The sequence below is a fragment of the Streptomyces sp. NPDC056987 genome (assembly GCF_042673865.1).
Lineage (GTDB): Bacteria > Actinomycetota > Actinomycetes > Streptomycetales > Streptomycetaceae > Streptomyces.
On sequence record NZ_JBHURV010000001.1, the window covers coordinates 131,821 to 151,279 of the forward strand.

The window sequence follows — 19,459 nt, forward strand, 5'->3', positions numbered from 1 at the left end:
GTCCTGCGCCACCTGCGAGGACCGTCCCGTCGTTATACCCGGCGCGCAGGAGGCCCAGTCGTGACGCCGCTCACGGTGGTGTCGGAGGGCTCGCCTATGCTGAAGGCGTCGTACGGGAAGGGGGTCGGGATGCGTTACGTCATCATCGGGGCGGGAGCGGTCGGCGGCAGCGTGGGTGGCCGGCTGGCCGAGGCGGGCCAGGACGTGGTCCTCGTCGCCCGGGGCGCGCACCACGCGGCGCTGCGCGAACACGGCCTGCGGCTCACCACCCCGGAGGGCACCCGGGCGCACCGGCTGCCGGTCGTCGACGGACCCGAGGCGCTCGAACTGCGCCCGGACGACGTCCTGCTGCTCTCCGTGAAGACCCAGGACAGCACGGCCGCGCTGGACGCCTGGTCGGCCCGGCCGGTCGCGGGCGGCGGTACGGCGGGCGAGGTGCTGCCGCTGGTCTGCGCGCAGAACGGGGTGGAGAGCGAGCGGCTCGCCCTGCGGCGTTTCCGGCGGGTGTACGCGATGTGCGTCTGGCTGCCCGCGACGTATGCCGAGCCGGGTGCGGTGAGCGCCGGAGGCGCCCCGTACACCGGCATGCTGCACATCGGCCGGTACCCGTCGGGGACGGACGCGACGGCCATCGCGATCGCCGCCGGGCTGGAGAAGGGCAGACTCCTCGCCCCGGTCGTGCCGGACGTGATGCGCTGGAAGTACGCCAAACTGCTGTCCAACCTGATCAACACGATCGAGGCCGTCACCGGCGCGACCGGCGAGGAGAGCTGGGAGCTGCTACGGCGGGCCACGGCGGAGGGCGCGACCGTCCTCGACGCGGCGGGCATCGGGTACGTGGGCCCCGAGGAGCAGGCCGAGACGCGCGCGGACCACATCACCTTCGACCCGGCGAGCGGCGTCGAGCGCGGCCACGGCTCGTCATGGCAGAGCCTCAGCCGGGGCACCGGCACGATAGAGGCGGATTATCTGAACGGGGAGATCGCCCTGCTGGGGCGGCTCCACGGGGTCCCCACCCCGGTCAACGACACGCTCCAGCGCGTCGCCAACACCTTCGCGCGCGAACGCCGCGCGGCGGGCTCGATGAGCGTGGCGGAACTGACGGCGCTGATCGACGCCTAAGGGGCCCGGCCGGGCCAAGGTCCGACCCCCGGGCCCCGCCCCGTTACGCGGGCCGCGCCAGCGCCCACGCCGGGGCGTCGACCGCGCCGGCGGCACCGGCCGCGTTGGCAGCATCGGTCGCGCTGTCGAAGCGACGCAACATCAGCCTCGCCACCTCCGGCGCCGCGCCCAGCACCTCGGCCAGTGTGTCCGCGCCCGCCGCCCGCGCGCCCGCCGTGATCCGGTCGGGGAGCCGGCCGGGGGCGATGACGTACGGCGCCACCGCCACCCGCCGGACGCCCTCGGCGCGCAGCGCCCGTACCGCGTCCTCGGTACGGGGCAGGGATGCGGAGGCGAACGCAGGCCGCACGGCGCACCAACCGGTGTGCCGCCACTCCCGCGCGATATCAGCGATCACTGCGATCGCCTCCGGGTCGGAGGAGCCCGCCGAGGCCAGGACGACCCCGGTCGAGCTCTTGTCGGCGGGCGTCAGGCCCGCCTCGTACAGCCGCCGCTCCAGCGCCGCGCCCAGCAGCGGCGACGGGCCGAGCACCTCGCCCTGCCGGATCCGCAGCCGCGGATGGCGCTGTTCCGCCGCGCGCAGCACGGCGGGGATGTCGGACTTGGCGTGGAAGGCGCGCGTCAGCAGCAGCGGCTGCGCCACCACATCCCGTACGCCCTCCCGTGCGAGCCGGTCCAGCACACCGCCCACCGACGGGGTGTCGAAGTCCAGGAAGCCGGTCTCCACCCGCAGCCCCGGCCGCAGCGCGCGCAGCCGCCGGGTCAGCTCGCGCACCGTCGCGGCATGCCGGGGGTCGCGGCTGCCGTGCGCGACGACCAACAGCACGGGCCGCGGCTCGCGGTGCGGGAGGAGGCGGCGGACGAGGGACCGCGCCGGCACGGGTACGGGCATCAGCTCTTCACCAGCAGACCGCGCCCGCGCAGTACCCGCCGCTCCAGCGGACTGAAGATCAGCAGGTCGATGGCGACCCCGACGATCAGGATCAGGAAGATCGCGAGGAACACCATCGGCATGCTGCCGACCGTCCGGCCGTTCTCCAGCAGCTGTCCGAGCCCCACGCCGAGATCGGGCGACGAGGCGATGATCTCCGCCGCCATCAGCGAGCGCCACGAGAACGCCCACCCCTGCTTCAGCCCCGCCAGATAGCCGGGCAGCGCGGCCGGCATGACGATGTGCCAGGTGCCCCGCAGCCCGGTCGCGCCCAGGGTGCGTCCGGCGCGCAGGAAGAGCGGCGGCACCTGGTCGACGCCGGAGACCAGCCCGTTGGCGATCGAAGGGACCGCGCCGAGCAGGATCACCGCGTACATCATCGAGTCGTTCAGACCGAGCCAGATCACGGCCGGCGGCACCCATGCCACCGAGGGCAGCGACTGGAGCCCGGAGAGGATCGGGCCGATGGCCGCGCGGACGAACTTCACCCGTGCCACCAGCAGCCCCAGCGGAGTGCCGATCGCCAGCGCCAGCAGGAAGCCCAGCAGCCCGCGCGAGACACTGGTCCAGATGTAGCCGAGCAGGGTGCCCTGCATCCACGCGTCGGAGACCTCGCCCCACACCGCGCCCGGCGACGGCAGCTTGTAGCCGTCCGTCACCTTCGCCCACACCAGCACCTGCCACACCACCAGCACCAGCGCGACGGCGATCACCGGCGGCAGGACCTTGGCGACCAGCGTCCGGCGCAGCGGGGCACGCCCGGTCTGGACGGTGTCCAGCGCGTCGAGCCCGGCCTCCAGACCGGCCAGATCGCTGTGGTGTGCCGCGCCGCCCCGGGGCGGCGCCCCGCGCCCGGCGGTGTCCTGCTCCGCCGCGTCCCGCGGCGCGTCCTGGCCGGACGTCGTCTCAGTGCTGGCCATGGCGGCGGATCTCCCCACGCAGTTCTTCGGTGATCTCGACGGACAGCTCCGCGACGGCGGTGTCCTCGATACGGCGCGGCTGCGGGATGTCCACCCGCCACTCCCGGGCCACCCGGCCGGGCCGCGACGACAGCAGGATCACGCGCTGCGCGAGCCGTACCGCCTCACGCACGTTGTGCGTGACGAACAGCACCGACAGGCCGGTCTCCCGCCAGATCCGGGTCAGCTCGTCGTGCAGCACGTCCCGGGTGATCGCGTCCAGCGCCGCGAACGGCTCGTCCATCAGCAGCAGCCGGCTGTCCTGGGCGAGCGCGCGGGCCAGCGCGACGCGCTGGCGCATCCCGCCGGACAGCTCGTGCACCCGCTTGCCGTACGCCCCGTCGAGCCGGACGAGCCCGAGCAGCCGCTCCGCCTCGGCGCGCCGTTCCTGCTTGGCGACGCCGCGCAGCCGCAGCGCCAGTTCGATGTTCTTGCCCGCGGTCAGCCACGGGAACAGCGCGTGCTCCTGGAACATCAGCGCGGGCCGGCCGCCGGGCGTCTCGATGGCCCCGGCGGACGGCCGGTCGAGCCCGGCGACCAGATTGAGCAGCGTGGACTTACCGCATCCCGAGGCTCCCAGGAGGGTGACGAACTCGCCCGGTGCGACGTCGAGAGTGATGTCGTCCAGCACGAGCTGCTGCCCGGCGGGCGTCGCGAAGGACTTCGAGACGTGCGCGATACGGGCGGCGTGGTCCACCGCCGGGGTGGCCTCGGCGGCCTTGGCGAGAGTGGATGCCACGGTCGTCACCTCCTGGGAACGGTGTGGATTCGGCGGGCGTGGGTTCGGCGGGCGTGGGTTCGGCAGAGCGGGGCGCACACGGTGTACGGGGCTACGGGGCTACTCGGCGCCGAGTCCCGCGTCGGCGACCTCGGTCTTCCCCTCGGCCTTCAGCACCTTGTTGAGGGGCGTCACGTCGTAGATCCCGTTCAGGTCGGGCTTCTTCAGCAGCCCGGCCTTGACCGCGTGGTCCGCCTCCGAGCGGAGCGTCGCGGCCAGCGGGTCATCGGTGATCTTGATGGACTTCCACGCCGGGTCCAGCACCTCGGCGGGCAGCGCCTTGCCGGAGAGCTTCTTCAGCGCCTCGTTGGCCGAGGCCTTCGCCTGGGCGTCGTTGGCGTTGATCCACTCGTTGGTCTTCACCGAACCGCGCAGGAACGCCTCGACGACGTCCGGGTGCTCCTTCAGGAACGCCTGCCGCACGATGATGTTCGTGATCACGAACTGCTGGTCGGGCCAGAGCGTCGACTCGTCCAGGAGTTCCTTGGCACCCTCGGCGACCAGCTTGGAGGCGGTCGGCTCCGGCACCCACGCGCCGTCGATGTCCCCGGCCTTGTAGGCGTCCGGGGTGATCTTGTTGTCGGTACGGACGACGGAGACATCGCCCTTGCCGGACTGTGCGTCGACCTTCCATCCCTGCTCGGATATCCAGTTGAGGAACGCCACGTCCTGCGTGTTGCCGAGCTGGGGGGTGGCGATCTTCTTGCCCTTGACGTCGGCGAGGGTCTTGATCTTCGCCGGGTTGACGACGAGCTTCACACCGCCCGAGGCGGAGCCGCCGATGATGCGCAGCCCCTTGCCGGCGGTCTGGGTGTAGCCGTTGATGGCGGGGGAGGGGCCGATGAAGCCGATGTCGATGGAGCCCGCGTTGAGCGCCTCGATCTCGGAGGGCCCGGCGTTGAAGGTCGTGGTGGACAGCTTCGTGCCGCCCAGCTCCTTCTGGAACAGGCCCTTCTCGGTGCCGACCAGGGCGGTGGCGTGCGTGAGGTTCGGGAAGTAGCCGAGCCGTACCGTGTCGGCCGACAGCGCCTTGCCCGTGGGGGCGGCGCTGGACTCCTCGGAGGAGTCGGCGGCGGAGCCGTAGCCGCAGGCGGAGAGCACGGCGGCGAGGAGGGGCAGGGCGGCTACGGCGGCCAGGCGGCGGCGCGTCGCGGTGCGGGAGGCAGGCACGGGAGGGGTTCCTCTCGTTGGCCCGGTGCTCACGCCCTGATCGGATGGACCGGACAGGAGGGCGCGGCCGGGAGGTCGGCAGATCTTCGTCGATACGAGTGGTACGGGTGTGGCCGGTGGGGCATACGGGCGCGCGAGCGGTGCGCGTACGTCATCACGCACATCGCGCCACCCCGCCCGTCCCCGCGCCGAGGGCGCCGCTGCCCACCCGGCCGCCCTCCTTCGCGAACGTCGCGTAGACGTCGTGCGTCACGCCCGCCATCAGAAGTCCCAGCCCTCGTCGTCGGCGGCCGGGGCGGCGACCGGTACGGCGGCGGTGCCGTCGGCGAACGCCGCGCCCGCCATCCCGGCGCTCAGCGTCGTCCCGTCGGCGGGGTCGATCAGCAGAAACGATCCGGTACGCCGCGAGTCCGCGTACGCGTCCAGCGCCAGCGGCTCGGCCGTCCGCACGACGACGCGGCCGATGTCGTTGGCGACGAGCTGCCCCGGCGCCGGGTGCTGGGAGAGGTCGTCCAGCGTCAGCCGGGACGGAATGTCCTTCACGATCGCCTTGACCGTACGGGTGGTGTGCTTCAGCAGCACCCGCTGGCCCACCCCGAGCGGCTGGTCCGCCACATGGCAGACGGTCGCCTCGACGTCCTGGGAGGTGGCGGGCGCGTCGCCGGTCGGCACGATCAGATCGCCGCGCGAGATGTCGATGTCGTCCTCCAGGAGGAGCGTCACCGACTGCGGGGTCCAGGCCACGTCCACCGGCTCGCCCAGCAGATCGATCCCGGCGATCTTCGACGTACGGCCCGACGGCAGGACGGTCACGTCCTCGCCGACCCGGAAGGTGCCCGCGGCGATCTGGCCCGCGTACCCCCGGTAGTCGGGGTGCTCGGCGCTCTGCGGCCGGATCACGTACTGCACGGGCAGCCGCGCGTGGCAGCCGGTCAGGTCGTGGCTGACCGGGACGGTCTCCAGGTGCTCCAGCACCGTCGGGCCGCCGTACCAGTCCATGTGCGCGGACGGCTCCACGACGTTGTCCCCGGCCAGCGCCGAGATCGGGATGGCGGTGATCTCCGGGACGCCGAGGGAGGCCGCGTACGCCGTGAACTCCTCGGCGATCGAGGCGAAGACGGGCTCCGCGTACTCCACCAGGTCCATCTTGTTGACGGCGAGCACGACGTGCGGGACGCGCAGCAGCGCGGCCACCGCGGCGTGCCGGCGGGTCTGCTCGACCACCCCGTTGCGGGCGTCGACCAGGACCACGGCCAGCTCGGCGGTGGACGCGCCCGTCACCATGTTCCGGGTGTACTGCACATGGCCCGGGGTGTCGGCGAGGATGAACCGCCGCCGGGGCGTGGCGAAGTAGCGGTAGGCGACGTCGATGGTGATGCCCTGCTCGCGCTCGGCGCGCAGCCCGTCGGTGAGCAGCGCCAGGTCGGGCGCCTCCTGGCCGCGGCCCAGGGAGACCCGCTCGACGGCCTCCAGCTGGTCGGTCAGGACCGACTTGGAGTCGTGCAGCAACCGCCCCACGAGGGTGGACTTGCCGTCGTCGACGGAGCCCGCGGTGGCGAAGCGCAGCAGCGTGGTCGCCGCGAGCGCGCCGTCGAACGGGCCGGTGGTGTGCGTGTGTGTGCTCGGCATGGCTAGAAGTACCCCTCGCGCTTGCGGTCTTCCATCGCGGCCTCGGACATCTTGTCGTCGGCGCGGGTCGCGCCGCGCTCGGTCAGCCGGGAGGCGGCGATCTCGGTGATCACCGCGTCGAGCGTGGTGGCGTCGGAGTCGACGGCGCCGGTGCAGGACATGTCGCCGACCGTGCGGTAGCGCACCAGGCGCGTCTCGACGGTCTCGGACTCCTTGGGGCCGCCCCAGTCACCGGCGGTCAGCCACATCCCGCTGCGGCGGAACACCTCGCGCTCGTGCGCGAAGTAGATCTCCGGCAGCTCGATCCCCTCGCGGGCGATGTACTGCCAGACGTCCAGCTCGGTCCAGTTGGAGAGCGGGAAGACCCGGACATGCTCGCCCGGGGCGTGCCGCCCGTTGTAGAGCTGCCACAGCTCGGGGCGCTGGCGGCGCGGGTCCCACTGCGAGAACTCGTCCCGCAGCGAGAACACCCGCTCCTTGGCGCGCGCCTTCTCCTCGTCGCGCCGCCCGCCGCCGAAGACCGCGTCGAACCGCTCGGCCTGGATCTTCTCCGTGAGCGGCACGGTCTGGAGCGGGTTGCGGGTGCCGTCGGGCCGCTCGCGCAGCTTTCCGGCGTCGATGTACTCCTGTACGGAGGCGACGTGCAGCCGCAGCCCGTGCTCGGCCACGGTGCGGTCGCGGTAGGTGAGGACCTCGGGGAAGTTGTGCCCGGTGTCGACGTGCAGCAGCGAGAACGGCACCGACGCCGGCGCGAACGCCTTCAGCGCCAGATGCAGCATGACGATGGAGTCCTTGCCACCGGAGAAGAGGATCACCGGCCGCTCGAACTCGCCCGCGACCTCGCGGAAGATGTGGACCGCCTCGGACTCCAGCGAGTCCAGGTGGCTCAGCGCGTACGGCGCGTCCGTGCCCTCGGTGACGGCTGCGACGGTGGTGGTCACGCGAGACCCCTCTCGGTGAGCAGTGCGTGGAGTGCGGCGGCGGACTCCTCGACGGACTGCGTGTGCGACTCGATCCGCAGGTCCGGCGCCTCGGGTGCCTCGTAGGGGTCGTCCACCCCGGTCAGCCCGGTCAGCTCGCCGGCCGCCTGCTTGGCGTACAGGCCCTTCACATCGCGTACGGAGCACACCTCGACCGGCGTGGCCACGTGCACCTCCAGATAGCCCGTGCCCTCCGCCTGGTGGCGCTTTCGTACCGCCTCCCGGCTGTCCGCGTACGGGGCGATCACCGGGACCAGCGCCTTGACGCCGTTCGCCGCGAGCAGTTCGGCGACGAAACCGATGCGCTGCACGTTGGTGTGCCGGTCCGCGCGGCTGAAGCCGAGGCCCGCGGAGAGGAACTCCCGGATCTCGTCGCCGTCGAGCACCTCCACCCGGTGGCCCTCCTCGCGCAGCCGCCCGGCCAGCGCGGTGGCGATGGTGGTCTTGCCGGCGCTCGGCAGGCCGGTGAGCCAGACCGTGGCGCCCTGCTCCGTCGCGCTCAACCGTTCCTCCACGTCGTGTTCCCGGTGGACACCGCGTTCCTGGTGGTCATCGCGTTCCTGACGGACACCAACAGCCTGACGGCCCGTCATCAGTGCAGCCCGCATTCGGTCTTGGACCGGCCCGCCCAGCGGCCGGCGCGCGCGTCCTCGCCCGCCAGGACCCGGCGGGTGCACGGCTCACAGCCGACCGAGGCGTAACCGTCCTCCAGCAGCGGGTTGGTGAGCACCCCGTGCTCCAGCACGTACGCGTCCACGTCGTCCTGCGTCCAGCGCGCGATCGGCGAGACCTTCACCTTGCGGCGCTTCTCGTCCCACCCGACGACCGGGGTGTTCGCGCGGGTCGGTGACTCGTCGCGGCGCAGCCCGGTGGCCCAGGCGTCGTATCCGGTCAGCCCCTCCTCCAGGGGGCGGACCTTGCGCAGGGCGCAGCACCGGTCCGGGTCGCGGTCGTGCAGCTTCGGGCCGTACTCGGCGTCCTGCTCGGCGACGCTCTGCCGCGGGGTGAGCGTGATCACGTTCACGTCCATCACCGCGTCCACGGCGTCCCGGGTCCCGATGGTCTCCGGGAAGTGGTAGCCGGTGTCCAGGAACACCACGTCCACGCCGGGCCGTACCCGGGAGGCGAGATGGGCGACCACCGCGTCCTCCATCGAGGAGGTCACGCAGAACCGCGCGCCGAAGGTGTCCGTGGCCCAGGTCAGTATCTCCAGGGCCGACGCGTCCTCCAGGGCGCGCCCCGCCGCTTCGGCGAGCGCCCTGGGATCGTCGGTCTCCGTCAGTGCCGTCATATCTCTTCCCCTCCGTCATTCCGCCGGAGCCCCCGGGCGAGCAGCCCGAGGAACTTCAACTGGAAGGCCCGGTTGCACGCCCCGCATTCCCAGGCGCCGTGTCCCTGCTCGCCGGGGCGCAGGTCCTCGTCGCCGCAGTAGGGGCAGTAGAAGGGGGCCGCGCGCTCGCTCATGACAGGGCCTCCTCGTCGGCCCTGGCGACCCAGGTGGCGAAGCGCTCGCCGTCCTCGCGCTCCTTGGCGAAGCGCCCGAGCACCCGCTCGACGTAGTCGGGCAGCTCCGTCGAGGTGACCTTCAGCCCCCGCACCTTGCGGCCGAACCCGGCCTCCAGGCCCAGCGCGCCGCCCAGGTGCACCTGGAAGCCCTCGACCTGGTTTCCGGCCTCGTCCAGCATCAGCTGGCCCTTGAGACCGATGTCCGCGGTCTGGATACGGGCGCAGGCGTTGGGGCAGCCGTTGATGTTGATGGTGATCGGCTCGTCGAAGTCCGGGATACGGCGCTCCAGCTCGTCGATGAGGGTGGCGCCGCGCTCCTTGGTCTCGACGATCGCCAGCTTGCAGAACTCGATGCCGGTGCAGGCCATGGTGCCGCGCCGGAACGGCGAGGGCTTGACCCGCAGGTCGAGCGCCTCCAGGCCGGCCACCAGGGAGTCCACCCGGTCCTCGGCCACATCGAGGACGATCATCTTCTGCTCGGCGGTGGTACGGAGCCGGTCCGAGCCGTGTGCCGCGGCGAGCGCGGCGATCTCCGTCAGCTTCACGCCGTCCACCCGGCCGACGCGCGGCGCGAACCCGACGTAGAAACGCCCGTCGCGCTGGCGGTGCACCCCGACGTGGTCCCGCCACCGCTGGAGGGGCTGCTCCGGGGCGGGCCCGTCGATCAGCTTCCGCTCCAGGTACTCGTCCTCCAGGATCCGGCGGAACTTCTCCGCGCCCCAGTCCGCGAGCAGGAACTTCAGCCGGGCGCGGGTCCGCAGCCGGCGGTAGCCGTAGTCACGGAAGATCGAGATGACCCCGGTGTAGACGTCGGGGACCTCGTCGAGCGGCACCCAGGCGCCGAGCCGCTGGCCGATCTTGGGGTTGGTGGAGAGCCCGCCGCCCACCCAGAGGTCGAAGCCGGGGCCGTGCTCGGGGTGGTTCACCCCGACGAACGCGATGTCGTTGATCTCGTGGGCCACGTCCAGCGACGGCGATCCCGAGATGGCCGTCTTGAACTTGCGCGGCAGGTTGGAGAAGTCGGGGTTGCCGATGATCCGGCGCTGGATCTCGTCGATGGCGGGGGTGCCGTCGATGATCTCGTCCTCGGCGACACCGGCGACCGGCGAGCCGAGGATCACGCGGGGCGTGTCACCGCACGCCTCGGTGGTGGAGAGCCCGACCGCTTCGAGGCGCCGCCAGATCTCCGGGACGTCCTCGATCCGGATCCAGTGGTACTGGACGTTCTGCCGGTCGGTGATGTCGGCGGTCCCGCGCGCGAACTCCTGCGAGATCTCGCCGATGACCCGGAGCTGCTCCGTGGTGAGCCGGCCGCCGTCGATCCGTACCCGCAGCATGAAGTACTCGTCGTCCAGCTCCTCCGGCTCCAGGATCGCGGTCTTGCCGCCGTCGATCCCGGGCCTGCGCTGGGTGTAAAGACCCCACCAGCGCATCCGGCCGCGCAGATCGTTGGGGTCGATCGAGTCGAACCCGGCCTTGGAGTAGATCGTCTCGATGCGTGTCCGCACGTTGAGACCGTCGTCGTCCTTCTTGAACTGCTCATTGCCGTTGAGCGGAGTGAAGTGGCCCCTGGCCCACTGGCCCTCGCCGCGGTGACGGCTCACCTTGCGGCGGGGCGTGGCAGGGGACGGCTGTTCCGGCGTCGCGGCCATGGCGGTTCCGTCCATTTCGAGACATGCGGGAGGGCGGCTCTGAACCGCACACTTCGCGTGAGGACGCGGGGGTGCGCGGCAGAGGGGAAAGGAGAAGGTGTACGCGGCGGTGCTGGGACTCTCAGCTCGCCGGACAGATGGCGCTGGACATGCGGCAGAGGTCGACGTGGCGTCGACTCACCAAGGCGATTCCAGAGCAGGACATGAGGGAAGCGTGGCACGCCGATCTCTGGGCAGTCCACTGTTGTCCATTATATGGACCATAACGTACCACTGTGCGAGACAGTGTGTTGTCTGTCACGGGGTGTGGGTGTTTAACGCCTGTTCCGGGACCCCGCAAGCCCCGTGTGGGTGGACCTCCGGCTACCGGCCGGTGGCCTTCGGCTTCGGAGCGTCGTGGCACATTCCCAAATCGAGCCATCCGAGATTCAGCCGGCGCCATTCCCCCGTCGTGTAGCCACCGCTCTCCCGGTCGAAAACCGCTGCCGATATGCCGTCCCCGTCCTGACGACCGAGGTAGTGGCCCTCTGTACCGTCCCCGGTCGACTGGAAGATCTGGAGTTCCGCGCGGCCGTCGTGATTCACGTCCGTGGCCCGCACCCCTGACACGAACGACCCGTACGGCATGCGGATGGTGCCGGTCCTGGCACTGCTCAAGTCGGTCGCGAGCGGTCCGTAGTGCACCTCGTGTGTGATCATGTTGTCCTCCGGTGAGTCTCCGGTGTCGTGCTGGCTGTAGAACAGGGCCAGATCGATGTACCCGTCACCGTCGAAGTCCCCGAAGGTCCCGCGCGTCTCCATGTCGTCGGACCACATGCCTCGGAACTTCTGCCAGCGCCCGCGCGCCTTTTCGACCCGGACGGTGTCGCCGCCTCCGAAGGTCACCAAGGGGTCGCCCTCACGGGTCCTGTCGTAGATCTCGTCCTGGTGTCCGTCGGCGTCCACGTCGGCGCGCAGGGTGGTGTTGTTCAGCGCGCATATCTCCATCGGCGCGTGACTGCCGGGCTTGGGCCCCATGACCGACAGCTGCCAACCGACCACGCCGATCACGGCGAGGGCGGCACCCGCGATCGCGGTGTACCGCCGTCGCCGTTCGCGCCGCCGCGACAGCGAGGAGGGCACGTTCCGGGACCCGGACGGAGACCCGGCCCCGGCCCCGGAAGGAAAGTCGTTCCCGGACTCGGACGGCCGTGGAGTCGCATCGGCGGAGGGGGTCATGGCGACACGCTAGGTCGGCGCGCGGCGGTACAGACCGAACCCGGAGATCCGTAACGGAGTTGAGGCGGAAGGGCGATCCCCCCCCGAAGCCTCAGAAGCTGACTCCGTCGGAGATCTTGGTGGTCCGGTCAGTCTCCGGCGGACCGCCAGGACCTCGGCCGGGGCTGACCGGGGGCACGGGCCCGCACCCGGTCGGACGGCGGGGGCCCGGACGCCCCGTATGTGCCTTCCGTCAGACCGCCGGGTGCGCGCCGGGCCACGGGCCGGGGGCCGCGCCGCCGGGCTCCTCCTCCGTCTTCGTCGCGAAGAGCCGGAAGCCGCGTCGCAGGTAGTTGTCCATGGCGTGCTCGCCGTCCTTGGAGCAGGTGTGCAGCCAGACCCGCTTCACCGGCTCGGCCCCCGGCCACCGCTCGGCCAGGTCCCAGGCCCGCGCCACCCCGTACGACAGGAGGTGCCCGCCGATCCGGCGGCCGCGGAAGGCGGGGAGCAGCCCGAAGTACGCGATCTCGACCGCGCCGCCCTCCTGCGCCTCCAGCTCGATGAATCCGGCCGGGGTGCCGTTCTCGTACGCCACCCATGTCTCCACGCCGGGCCGCGCCAGATACCCGGACCACTGGGCGTACGTCCACGGCAGCCGGTCCGTCCAGTGGACGTCGCCGCCGACGGCCGTGTACAGGAACCGGCTGAACTCGGGCGAGGGCACCTCGGCCCGTACGATCCGCACCCCGGCCGGGGAGGGCCCGGCGGGCCGCAGATCGTCGGGCGAGGTCTGCTCCAGGGACCAGGTGGTCACGGTGATGCTCATACGGGCCAGGAGAACACGGGATGGGGACGGGCCGAACAGCCGCCCCCGTCCACGCGGAGGCCGGCGTCTCACGGGCAGGACAGGCCCCGGGCGCCAGGGCGCCGTATCGATTATTCCGCAAGGGTCCGCAACTCTGGCGTATCGCTCACGGGTGCGTGAAAGTGACTACCGGTCAGAGGCGGTGCCGTGTCGGCGCGGCACCACCTCTGACCACTCCGCACGCGGTCAGGCCACGGGCCGCGCCCGCTCCACGACCGACGCCAGGTCGAGCGTGTGGGGCAGGGTGCCGAAGGCCGCCCCCCAGTCCCCGCCGAGCCGCGACGCGCAGAACGCGTCCGCCACCTCCGGCGGCGCCCACCGCACCAGCAGCGACCCCTGGAGCACCAGCGCCATCCGCTCCACCAGCCGCCGCGCCCTGGCCTCGATCCCGGCCAGATCCGCCAGCTCGGTCAGCAGGGCCTTGATCGCGCCGTCCAGCCGGTGATCGGCGCCCCGCGCCTTCCCGACCTCCTGGAGGAACGCGTTCAGCGCCGCGGGCTCCCGCTGGAGCGCCCGCAGCACGTCCAGCGCCTGCACATTGCCCGAGCCCTCCCAGATCGAGTTGAGCGGCGACTCCCGCAGCAGCCGCGGCATCCCCGACTCCTCGACGTACCCGTTGCCGCCCAGGCATTCCAGGGCCTCCGCCGCCAGTGGGGTACCCCGCTTGGTCACCCAGTACTTGGCGGTCGGCACCGCGAGGCGCAGAAACGCCCGCTCCTCCTCCGTGTCCGCGTCGTACGCCGCGGCGAGCCGCAGCGCCAGCGTCGTCGCCGCCTCCGACTCCAGCGCCAGATCGGCCAGTACGTTGCGCATCAGCGGCTTGTCGATCAGCTCACCGCCGAAGGCACTGCGGTACGTGGCGTGGTGCACCGCCTGGGCCACGGACTGGCGCATCAGCGCCGCCGTCCCCACCACGCAGTCCAGCCGGGTCGCCGCGACCATCCCGATGATCGTGCGCACCCCGCGCCCCTCCTCACCGACCCGGCGCGCCCACGTCCCGTCGAACTCGACCTCGCTCGACGCGTTGGACCGGTTGCCCAGCTTGTCCTTGAGACGCTGGAGCCGGAACACGTTGCGCGTCCCGTCCGCCAGCACCCGCGGTACGAGAAAGCAGGTCAGCCCGCCCGGCGCCTGCGCGAGCACCAGGAACCCGTCGCACATCGGCGCGGAACAGAACCACTTGTGCCCGGTCAGGGCGTACTCCCCGGACTCCCCGGATGCCCCGGACGCGTCCAGCGGCCGGGCGGCCGTCGTGTTCGCCCGTACGTCGCTGCCGCCCTGCTTCTCCGTCATCCCCATGCCGAAGAGCGCGCCGCCCTTCCCCGCGGCGGGCCGCAGCCCCGGTTCGTACGCGTGCGCGGTCAGCCGCGGCTCCCACTCGGCCGCGAGCGCCGGATCCGCCCGCAGCGCGGGCACCGCCGCGTGCGTCATCGACACCGGGCACAGATGCCCCGCCTCCGCCTGGCTCCACACCAGGAAACCGGCCGCGCGCCGGAGATGGCCGTCCGGCCTGCCCCAGGCGTCGGTCAGCCCCGCGGAGACCGCCCGCCCGAGCAACTGATGCCAGTCCGGATGGAAGTCGACCTCGTCGATCCGGTTCCCGTGCCGGTCGTGGGTGCGCAGGACCGGGGGGTTCTCGTTGGCCCGCACCCCCCACTCCTGGACCTCGGCGGAGCCGGCCGCGCGGCCGAGCGCCGTCAGCTCCGCGCGGGTCCCGTCGAGCAGACCCGGCGCGCTGTGCCGCTCCACGGCCTCGGCGAGGACCTGGTCGGCGCGGAAGACGTCGTACCCCACCAGGGGCGGAACCTGGTTGGTCACTGTGTGGGTGCTGGCTGCCATGCCGATACGGTAAGGAGGTGCAGGCAGCAAAAGAAACACCTGAGCGGCCGACTGGCCGACTCCACCGGGTCCGAGTCCTCTACCGCAACGTATCCAAGCGGAAGATGGCCTGGTTGCTGCTGAAGGACACGGTCAACTCGTGCATCGAATACCGGATCCTCGGGCTCGCGGCCGAGGCGGCGTTCTTCACCCTGCTCTCGCTGCCGCCGCTGCTCCTCGGGCTGATCGGCCTGCTCGGCTACGTGGACGACTGGACCAACTCGACCACGGTCGCCTCCATGGAACGGAACATCCTCAGCGCCTCCGGCACGGTCCTCTCGGCGCGCGGCGTGGACGAGATCGCCAAACCCCTGCTGGCCGACCTCACCCGGGGCGGCCGGCCCGACGTCATCTCCCTCGGCTTCGCGATCGCGCTCTGGTCGGGATCGAGGGCGGTGAATGTCTTTGTCGACACCATCACCGTGATGTACGGCCTCGACGGGCGGCGCGGCATCGTCGCCACCCGGCTGCTCGCCTTCCTGCTCTATGTGGTGGCGATCGTGATCGGCGCGGTGGTGCTGCCCCTCGCGGTGGTCGGCCCCGACCGGGTGGTCGAACTGATCCCCTGGGGCACGGAGGTCGTCAGCGTCCTCTACTGGCCCGTGGTGATCGTCCTCTCCATCGCCTTCCTCACCACGCTCTACCACGTCTCCGTACCGGTCAGATCCCGCTGGATAGAGGACATGCCGGGCGCGCTGGTCGCCCTCGGCATGTGGGTCCTGGGCAGCTTCCTGCTCCGGATCTACCTGACGAACGCGGTCGAGGGCCCCACGATCTACGGCTCGCTGGCCGCGCCCATCGCCGTCCTGCTCTGGATAGGAGTCTCCGCGTTCGCGGTGCTGGTGGGGGCGGCGGTCAACGCGGCGATCGACCGGGTCTGGCCGTCGGTCTCCACGGCCGCGGCCCGCGCCGCCAACGAACGGCTGCGCGCGGCACAGGCGGCGGAACTGGTGGCCCGCGCGGCGGCGGGCACGGACGGCCCCCAGGACGACGACGTGACGGACCCGGACATGCCGTCGGAGTTCCCGGAACGCTGGTCCAAGTTCCTGCCGCCGGACGACGTCAAGTCCCGGGTGACGGCGCGGCTGCACGGGGGGCGGCAGAGGCACCCGAAGCCGCCGGGCGGGAGTGGCGGCGAGGGCGGCAACGGGAACGGGAACGGGAAGGCGAACGGTACGGGCGGCTAGCGGGGCTCCTCCGGCGGCGTGGTCGGCGGGCTCTCGTCGCTGCCGCCGCCGAACAGCCGGCGCAGCCAGGACGCGCCCGTGCGCGGCTGCTCCGGCGGATATCCGACGGTCAGGTACCAGACGGGCCGTTTGACGCCGTCCGCGCCCTCGGTGTTCCGGCGTACGAAGCCCTCGGGCGCGCCGATCCACCGGTACAACTCGTCGCGCAGGCCGACCATCATCGAGATCTTCCCGGGCTTGGAGCCGCCCACCTCCACTGCTGCGGGGAAGCGCCCCTCCAGCGCTCTGGCCTCCCCGTCCGGCTCGCCCGAGTCGACCAGCACGGTCATCAGCACCGTCAGGGGGAAGACGAGCGTGGACATGCCCGCCGTGACGGCCTCGGCGAAGGGGCCGGTCAGCCGCTCCAGCACCTGGGGCACGGTGTACGCGGGGTCGGCCGCCACCCGGAGCGTCAGCGTGGGGCGGCGCAGCCGGTCCTCAAGGTCGACGATGGTGCCGTGCGAGCCGAAGGCTTCCTGGCAGGCTTGCCGGACGGAGACGATGAAGAGGGACTGGGCGGCGGATCGATCGTTAGGAGGGACGCTGTACAGCTCTGCGACACCGATGGTGAGGTGGACGGCGTTCCCGGGGGTGGGCAGGGTCGCCGCGTCGCGAGCGGCCTCCAGAGAGTGCTTCCACTCGCGGAGCCGCCCGCGCTGCTCCTCGGCCCACGTGCCTTCGACACCGCCCAGGGTTTCGCCGTACCAGAGCCCCAGCGCCTCCTCGTAGAGCGCGGCACGGTGCCGGAGGTCGTAGGTGTGTGCCGCCTGCCCGGCCAGTCGCTCGGCAACAGTCAGATCCGACTCCGTGTCGAGGCGTAGACGGAAGCCGCCATTGTCTTTCCGGATTGCGTGCCCGCCCGCGAGCAGTTCACCGATGGCGTCGGTGATCAGGGCATCCGTCCGCGGCGAGAGCTCGTTGTACAGGGCGAGCACCAGCAGGTCGAGGGGGACCCAGGCGCCCTGGGCCAGCAGGAGCCTGCTGAGGACGACTCGTCCGGCGGGTGTCCTGGGCGTACGGTCCCGCCCGCCGTTGGCCGCCCGCAGCGGCCCCAGCACCCCGTACTGCCACGTCGACACCGGAGGGGCCCCCGAGTCCGGGAGGACCTCCGACGCCAGCGCGTCCGCGCCGCGCCGCCGCTCCTCCGGGTCCTTGGCGAGCAGATCCAGGATCGCGTCCTCCAGCGCCGGGGGCAGGTCGGGTCGAAGCTCCCCGGGCGGCCGGGGCCGCTCCTCCCGGTGGGCCGTGAGCGTACGCCAGATGTCCGGGTACGCGAACGGCGGCTGGCCGGTGGCGAGTTCGTACAGGACACAGCCGAGCGAGTAGAGATCACTGAGCTGGTCGACATCGCCGCCCCCGATCTGCTCGGGCGACATGTACTGCGGGATCCCCGTGGCCGTGGATCTGCGGGCCACCTGGGAGGTACGGGTGGAGTCGAGGCCGGTGCGCGTGAGCCCGAAGCCGCCGGTCTTCACGACGCCGTCCGCCCGCAGCATGATGCTCGCCGGTGAGAGATGCCGGTGCCAGACGCCCTGGTCATGGGCGTACGTGAGGGCGGCGAGCACCTGCCGGGCGAGGGCGGTGATCTCGGCCACGGAGAGCGGCGGGTGCTCGGGGTCCACCGGCCGCGCGTCGAGGCTGTGGCCGGTCACCAGCTCCATCACCACGTAGAAGGAGCCGTCGTCGGCCGTGCCGAAATCATGGATGGTGATGATGCCGGGGTGCCGCAACCCGGCGACCACCCGCATCTCGCGGGAGAAGCGCGCCTGGGCCCGGGTGGCCACCGCGCCGATCTCGGGACCGGCGCCGCGCACCCATTTCACCGCGACCTGACGCTGCTCCGTCATGTCGTACGCCCGCCACACCAGGCTCCGCTCGCCGCGCCCGATGACCTCCAGCAGCTCGTACCGCCCGGCCACCACCTCGTGTTCGGGCGCCGACGGCACCGGCACCGGCTCCGGCGGCTCGGGCCCCCGCAGGAGCCGTACGCTCTCCCGGCTCACCAGTGCGAACGGCTCGCCGTCCGCCCCGCCGCCCAGCAGCGCCCGGAACTCGCCGCGTGCCGAGCCCGCGCGGGACTCGATCTCCGCGCCCACCCGGTCGAGCAGGCCCACCGTACGGGCCAGGCTCGTCCGGGGGAGCGAGTGGAGCAGGAGCTCGCGGACGCCCGGGCGGAAGTCGTACGAGCCGGGCGGGCCCGGTACGGCGCGGAGCAGGCCGCTCAGGACCACCTCGGCGAGGTGCTGCGGCCGGGGGTGTTCCTCGACGGCCGCCTGGACCAGCCGCATCACCGGCAGGTGCGCCGGGCCCACCGCGAGATGGCCGGCCAGCCGGACCGCCTGCGGGGAGGCGGCCGCGCGGAAGCGCAGCACCAGTTCGTCGGCCGGGACATCCTCGGGGACCAGCCCCTCCGCAGCCCCGCTCTCCCACGTTTCAGGGACGGAGCCGGTCCGCCCCGAGGGGAGCAGCGCGGCGGCGCCGGGGAACGCCGCGCCGCCCGGTGAGGCCACCAGCCCCGCCCAGTGCGTGAGCCACCCCGCCGTCGGCTCCAGCACCGGTACCGGGATGCCGCGCGCCGGACCGTCGTACGGCGCGAAGCGCAGCGCGGTGTTGGGCGCGCCGGGGCCCGGCGCCGTGAACAGGCCCGGCACCGGGGCGAGCGCGGTCTGCTGCCACATCCGTTCCGGCAGCGGCTGGAGCACCGCCACCGGCAGCCGCCGCGCCCAGCCGCGCAGGGTGTCGTACCAGCGCTGCCCCGCCGGTCCCTCCCGCCACTGGGGTCCCATCGCGTCGCTGATGACCAGGGCCAGCGTGCGCCCGGCCGTCCACTGCCGTGGCGGTACGGTGCCGTCCGCGCCGAGCCGGACGAGCTCCACCGTGCGGAACGCGCCCGTCTGTCCGAAGGCGGTGAACAGATCGCGGGCCAGCGGCTGCCACATCGCCATCGTCGGCCCCTCGTCCACCACCAGCCGCAGGTGGAGCCAGCGTTCCCGCGCGGGACGCAGTTCGGGCAGCCACTGGTCCCGGCGGGCGCCGAGCGAGGCGATGCGGTACACCGTGCCCGCCTCGTCCAGCTCCCGTTCGCTCGCCGACGGCACCGTTCTGCGCAGCGGGCGCAGCGCCCGCTGGAGCGCCAGCGGCCGGGAGATCATCGGGGGCGCGGGCGCCAGCACTGCGGGCGGCTTCGCCGACTCCCGTTCCTCCGGGGGGACGGCGGCGGAGGGCGCGGGGGTGGTGCGCAGCACCACGGGCGGGGCAGGGCGGGGCGCGGGTGTACCAGGCTTGTCCCGGGCACCGGGTCGGCGGATCCGTGGCAGTTTGACCGACGGTACATCGACCGCCATGTCGTCCTCCGACCACTCGTCCTCGGCCGGGCCGGCGGGCGGTCCGGGCGGGGTACCCGACGCGCCCGGAGGTGTCGGCGCGGGGCGCATCCGCGCGGCCAGCCACAGCAGCTCCGCCAGCTCGCGGCCGGTCGGCGGCTCACCGCTCGCCGCCGCCAGTACCTCGCGCAGGGCGCCCAGTTCGGGGAACGTCTCGTCGTCAGGGGTCATGGTCGGAAGCCG

The 19,459-nt window shown here is 72.3% G+C and carries 17 protein-coding genes; 2 read left to right on the plus strand and 15 right to left on the minus strand.

Going from position 1 to position 19,459, the window contains the following annotated elements; genetic code table 11:
• Window positions 1-129 precede the first annotated feature (129 nt).
• Window positions 130-1,122: a ketopantoate reductase family protein gene (locus ACFTZC_RS00515; protein WP_382885985.1), complete on the plus strand. Its 993-nt coding sequence runs from the start codon at window positions 130-132 to the stop codon at window positions 1,120-1,122.
• Window positions 1,123-1,165: 43 nt separating this feature from the next.
• On the opposite strand, the gene ACFTZC_RS00520 is transcribed toward ACFTZC_RS00515, so the two are convergent.
• From ACFTZC_RS00520 to ACFTZC_RS00585, 14 genes are all read right to left on the minus strand, one after another.
• A complete protein-coding gene (locus tag ACFTZC_RS00520; RefSeq protein ID WP_382885404.1) occupies window positions 1,166-2,014 on the minus strand; it encodes a sirohydrochlorin chelatase in 849 nt (282 codons plus the stop codon).
• Window positions 2,014-2,973 (minus strand): ABC transporter permease, encoded by a 960-nt coding sequence (locus ACFTZC_RS00525; RefSeq protein WP_382885406.1) that lies wholly within the window; start codon window positions 2,971-2,973, stop codon window positions 2,014-2,016. Before ACFTZC_RS00525 ends, ACFTZC_RS00520 begins: the two co-directional genes overlap by 1 nt.
• Entirely contained in the window at window positions 2,960-3,760 is an 801-nt protein-coding gene (locus ACFTZC_RS00530) for an ABC transporter ATP-binding protein (RefSeq protein WP_382885408.1), read from the minus strand. The genes ACFTZC_RS00525 and ACFTZC_RS00530 overlap by 14 nt, the downstream gene beginning before the upstream one ends.
• Window positions 3,761-3,850: 90 nt before the next feature.
• Window positions 3,851-4,960, minus strand: a complete 1,110-nt coding sequence (locus ACFTZC_RS00535) for an aliphatic sulfonate ABC transporter substrate-binding protein (protein ID WP_382885410.1) — start codon at window positions 4,958-4,960, stop codon at window positions 3,851-3,853.
• Window positions 4,961-5,221: 261 nt separating this feature from the next.
• Window positions 5,222-6,589 carry a sulfate adenylyltransferase subunit 1 gene (locus tag ACFTZC_RS00540; protein WP_382885412.1) on the minus strand — a complete coding sequence of 456 codons (1,368 nt, stop codon included), beginning with the start codon at window positions 6,587-6,589 and terminating at the stop codon, window positions 5,222-5,224.
• Between the two features lie 2 nt (window positions 6,590-6,591).
• Window positions 6,592-7,530: a sulfate adenylyltransferase subunit CysD gene (gene cysD, locus ACFTZC_RS00545; protein WP_382885414.1), complete on the minus strand. Its 939-nt coding sequence runs from the start codon at window positions 7,528-7,530 to the stop codon at window positions 6,592-6,594.
• The gene (gene cysC, locus ACFTZC_RS00550) at window positions 7,527-8,177 is read right to left on the minus strand and encodes an adenylyl-sulfate kinase (protein WP_382885416.1); all 651 of its coding nucleotides are present in this window, start codon (window positions 8,175-8,177) and stop codon (window positions 7,527-7,529) included. Before cysC ends, cysD begins: the two co-directional genes overlap by 4 nt.
• Window positions 8,162-8,860 (minus strand): phosphoadenylyl-sulfate reductase, encoded by a 699-nt coding sequence (locus ACFTZC_RS00555; protein WP_382885417.1) that lies wholly within the window; start codon window positions 8,858-8,860, stop codon window positions 8,162-8,164. Before ACFTZC_RS00555 ends, cysC begins: the two co-directional genes overlap by 16 nt.
• Complete coding sequence (locus ACFTZC_RS00560) at window positions 8,857-9,033, minus strand: hypothetical protein (RefSeq protein WP_382885419.1); 177 nt, start codon at window positions 9,031-9,033, stop codon at window positions 8,857-8,859. The genes ACFTZC_RS00555 and ACFTZC_RS00560 overlap by 4 nt, the downstream gene beginning before the upstream one ends.
• The gene (locus tag ACFTZC_RS00565) at window positions 9,030-10,727 is read right to left on the minus strand and encodes a nitrite/sulfite reductase (RefSeq protein WP_382885421.1); all 1,698 of its coding nucleotides are present in this window, start codon (window positions 10,725-10,727) and stop codon (window positions 9,030-9,032) included. Before ACFTZC_RS00565 ends, ACFTZC_RS00560 begins: the two co-directional genes overlap by 4 nt.
• 121 nt (window positions 10,728-10,848) lie before the next feature.
• On the minus strand, window positions 10,849-11,169 hold the full coding sequence (locus ACFTZC_RS00570) for a putative leader peptide (RefSeq protein WP_382885423.1): 321 nt from the start codon (window positions 11,167-11,169) through the stop codon (window positions 10,849-10,851).
• Entirely contained in the window at window positions 11,091-11,849 is a 759-nt protein-coding gene (locus ACFTZC_RS00575; RefSeq protein ID WP_382885425.1) for a hypothetical protein, read from the minus strand. The genes ACFTZC_RS00570 and ACFTZC_RS00575 overlap by 79 nt, the downstream gene beginning before the upstream one ends.
• A gap of 328 nt (window positions 11,850-12,177) precedes the next feature.
• Window positions 12,178-12,750 (minus strand): GNAT family N-acetyltransferase, encoded by a 573-nt coding sequence (locus tag ACFTZC_RS00580; protein WP_382885427.1) that lies wholly within the window; start codon window positions 12,748-12,750, stop codon window positions 12,178-12,180.
• Between the two features lie 225 nt (window positions 12,751-12,975).
• The gene (locus ACFTZC_RS00585; RefSeq protein WP_382885429.1) at window positions 12,976-14,628 is read right to left on the minus strand and encodes an acyl-CoA dehydrogenase family protein; all 1,653 of its coding nucleotides are present in this window, start codon (window positions 14,626-14,628) and stop codon (window positions 12,976-12,978) included.
• A gap of 17 nt (window positions 14,629-14,645) precedes the next feature.
• Here ACFTZC_RS00585 and ACFTZC_RS00590 point away from each other — a divergent pair, with 17 nt between their 5' ends.
• A complete protein-coding gene (locus ACFTZC_RS00590; RefSeq protein ID WP_382885431.1) occupies window positions 14,646-15,854 on the plus strand; it encodes a YihY/virulence factor BrkB family protein in 1,209 nt (402 codons plus the stop codon).
• Here ACFTZC_RS00590 and ACFTZC_RS00595 read toward each other — a convergent pair.
• A complete protein-coding gene (locus tag ACFTZC_RS00595; RefSeq protein ID WP_382885432.1) occupies window positions 15,851-19,447 on the minus strand; it encodes an SAV_2336 N-terminal domain-related protein in 3,597 nt (1,198 codons plus the stop codon). The two genes, ACFTZC_RS00590 and ACFTZC_RS00595, sit on opposite strands and share 4 nt — an antisense overlap.
• Between the last annotated feature and the right edge of the window lie 12 nt (window positions 19,448-19,459).

Coding starts and splice junctions, on each gene's coding strand:
- ACFTZC_RS00585 (WP_382885429.1), bottom strand. CDS start 14,628: ATGGCAGCCAGCACCCACACAGTGACCAACCAGGTTCCGCCCCTGGTG.
- ACFTZC_RS00540 (WP_382885412.1), bottom strand. CDS start 6,589: ATGCCGAGCACACACACGCACACCACCGGCCCGTTCGACGGCGCGCTC.
- ACFTZC_RS00555 (WP_382885417.1), bottom strand. CDS start 8,860: ATGACGGCACTGACGGAGACCGACGATCCCAGGGCGCTCGCCGAAGCG.
- ACFTZC_RS00565 (WP_382885421.1), bottom strand. CDS start 10,727: ATGGCCGCGACGCCGGAACAGCCGTCCCCTGCCACGCCCCGCCGCAAG.
- ACFTZC_RS00560 (WP_382885419.1), bottom strand. CDS start 9,033: ATGAGCGAGCGCGCGGCCCCCTTCTACTGCCCCTACTGCGGCGACGAG.
- ACFTZC_RS00580 (WP_382885427.1), bottom strand. CDS start 12,750: ATGAGCATCACCGTGACCACCTGGTCCCTGGAGCAGACCTCGCCCGAC.
- ACFTZC_RS00570 (WP_382885423.1), bottom strand. CDS start 11,169: ATGGCGCCGGCTGAATCTCGGATGGCTCGATTTGGGAATGTGCCACGA.
- cysC (WP_382885416.1), bottom strand. CDS start 8,177: ATGCGGGCTGCACTGATGACGGGCCGTCAGGCTGTTGGTGTCCGTCAG.
- ACFTZC_RS00595 (WP_382885432.1), bottom strand. CDS start 19,447: ATGACCCCTGACGACGAGACGTTCCCCGAACTGGGCGCCCTGCGCGAG.
- ACFTZC_RS00520 (WP_382885404.1), bottom strand. CDS start 2,014: ATGCCCGTACCCGTGCCGGCGCGGTCCCTCGTCCGCCGCCTCCTCCCG.
- ACFTZC_RS00515 (WP_382885985.1), top strand. CDS start 130: ATGCGTTACGTCATCATCGGGGCGGGAGCGGTCGGCGGCAGCGTGGGT.
- ACFTZC_RS00525 (WP_382885406.1), bottom strand. CDS start 2,973: ATGGCCAGCACTGAGACGACGTCCGGCCAGGACGCGCCGCGGGACGCG.